This is a genomic window from Phenylobacterium sp. CCH9-H3 (assembly GCF_001557235.1).
Lineage (GTDB): Bacteria > Pseudomonadota > Alphaproteobacteria > Caulobacterales > Caulobacteraceae > Phenylobacterium.
This window is the reverse complement of sequence record NZ_LSJI01000217.1, coordinates 1-2,226: the sequence shown is the minus strand read 5'-3', so window position 1 is coordinate 2,226 and position 2,226 is coordinate 1. Positions and strand designations below refer to the sequence as shown.

The 2,226-nt window shown below is 70.9% G+C and carries 1 protein-coding gene; it reads left to right on the top strand.

All coding sequences use genetic code 11. From position 1 onward, the window contains the following. Positions 1 to 2,226 (top strand): ribonuclease E/G (locus tag AX721_RS18920; RefSeq protein ID WP_068877535.1); only part of this gene is annotated, 2,226 nt, incomplete at both ends.

Below are 2,226 nucleotides of genomic sequence, written 5' to 3'. Positions count from 1 at the left end.
CGGCAACCGCCATGGCTTCCTGGCCTTTAACGAAATCCACCCCGACTACTACCAGATCCCCCTCGCCGACCGCGAAGCGCTGCTGCGCGAGGAGGCCGAGGATCACGAGGACGACGAGCGTCCCGCCCGTGGCCGCCGCAGCCGCAACGCCGACCACGACGGCGAGGCCGAAGAACGTGCGGACGACGATCCGGACTACCTGGCCGCCAGCGACGACGACGAAGACGACGTGATGGAAGAGGAGCTGGCGCGCCGTCGCCGCCGGCTCATGCGCCGCTACAAGATCCAGGAAGTGATCCGCCGCCGTCAGATCATGCTGGTCCAGGTCGTCAAGGAAGAGCGCGGCAACAAGGGCGCCGCCCTCACCACCTACCTGTCGCTGGCGGGCCGCTACGGCGTGCTGATGCCCAACACCGCCCGCGGCGGCGGCATCTCCCGCAAGATCACCACCGCCACCGACCGCAAGCGCCTGAAGAGCGTGGTCGCCAGCCTGGACGTGCCGCAGGGCATGGGCCTGATCGTCCGCACCGCGGGCGCCAAGCGCACCAAGGCCGAGATCAAGCGCGACTACGACTACCTGCTGCGGCTGTGGGAGAACATCCGCGAGAAGACGCTGCACTCGATCGCGCCGGCGCTGATCTACGAGGAAGAGGACCTCGTGAAGCGCACGATCCGCGACCTGTACGACAAGGACATCGACGAGGTCTGGGTCGAGGGCGAAGCCGGCTACAAGGAAGCCCGCGACTTCATGCGGATGCTGATGCCGAGCCAGGCCAAGAAGGTCATGGCCTACCGCGAGCCGACGCCGCTGTTCGTGAAGCACCGGGTGGAAGACCACCTGAGCCAGATCTATTCGCCAGTCGTGCCCCTTCGTTCGGGGGGGTATCTGGTGATCAACCAGACCGAGGCCCTGGTCGCCGTCGACGTGAACTCCGGCCGCTCGACGCGTGAGCGGAACATCGAGGCCACGGCGCTGAAGACCAACCTGGAGGCGGCGGAGGAAGCCTGCCGCCAGCTGCGCCTGCGCGACCTGGCCGGCCTGATCGTCATCGACTTCATCGACATGGATGAGTCGAAGAACAACCGCGCCGTCGAGAAGAAGCTCAAGGACGCGCTGAAGGACGACCGCGCCCGGGTGCAGATGGGCAAGATCAGCCCGTTCGGCCTCATGGAAATCAGCCGCCAGCGCCGCCGCACCGGCGTGCTGGAAGGCACGACGCACGTCTGCGAGCACTGCCAGGGCACCGGCCGGGTGCGCTCGGTGGAATCCTCGGCCCTGGCCGCCCTGCGCGCCCTGGAGATCGAGGCGCTGAAGGGCGGCGGTGAGGCGTGCCTGCGGGTGCCGCGCGCGGTCGGCCTCTACATCCTGAACGAGAAGCGTGCGCACCTGGCGCGGCTGAACCACGCCTTCGGCCTCTTCGTGACCGTGGTCATCGAAGACGAGATGGCGCACGCCGATCACGTGATCGAGCGGACCTCCATGGAGATCCGTCCCGACCACGCCAGCGCCCTGCCGGCGTCCGTCCAGCCCTATGAACCGGCTCCCGTCGACGAGGACGAGTTCGACGACGAGGCGTTCGAGGACGAGGACGAAGAGGACCTGCCCGAGGAGGACGAGGACGCCCTCGAGCGCGAGGACACCGACGACGACGCGGCCCACGCCCGCAACCGCCGTGAAGACGGCGAGCGCGAGGAGGACGGCGAAGGCCGCCGGGGACGTGGCCGCCGCCGCCGCCGCGGCCGCCGCGGCGAGGAGCCTCGCGCCGACCGTGGCGAGCCGCGCGCCGAGCGCGAGCCCCGTCCGGCCCGCGCGGAGACCGAGGAAGAGCGCGAGGGCCGTCGCCGTCGCCGGGGCCGCCGTGGCGGTCGCCGGATGCGCGACGACGTCCGTCCGCAGGACGCGTTCTCGTGGGTCCGCCCCTGGGTGCCCTACGGCGACGACCCGTTCGTCTGGTACGACCCGGCGGAAGACCTGAAGATCGCGCCGGCGGCGCCCGAAGCCGCTCCCGGGGTCGCCACGGCCGCGCCGCAGGTCCAGGCCGAAGCGCCAGCCCCCGCGCCGATCGCCCGTGACTCCGGTAGCGACGAGGACATCTGGGTCGAACTGCCCGAGGTCGAGGACAAGCCGAAGCGCGCCCGCCGGGCCCGTGGCCGCGGCCGCGGCCGCGGTGACGCCGAGGTCGCCGAGGCCGCCGAGACGACGCCGGTCGCCGCCGAGGCCCTGCC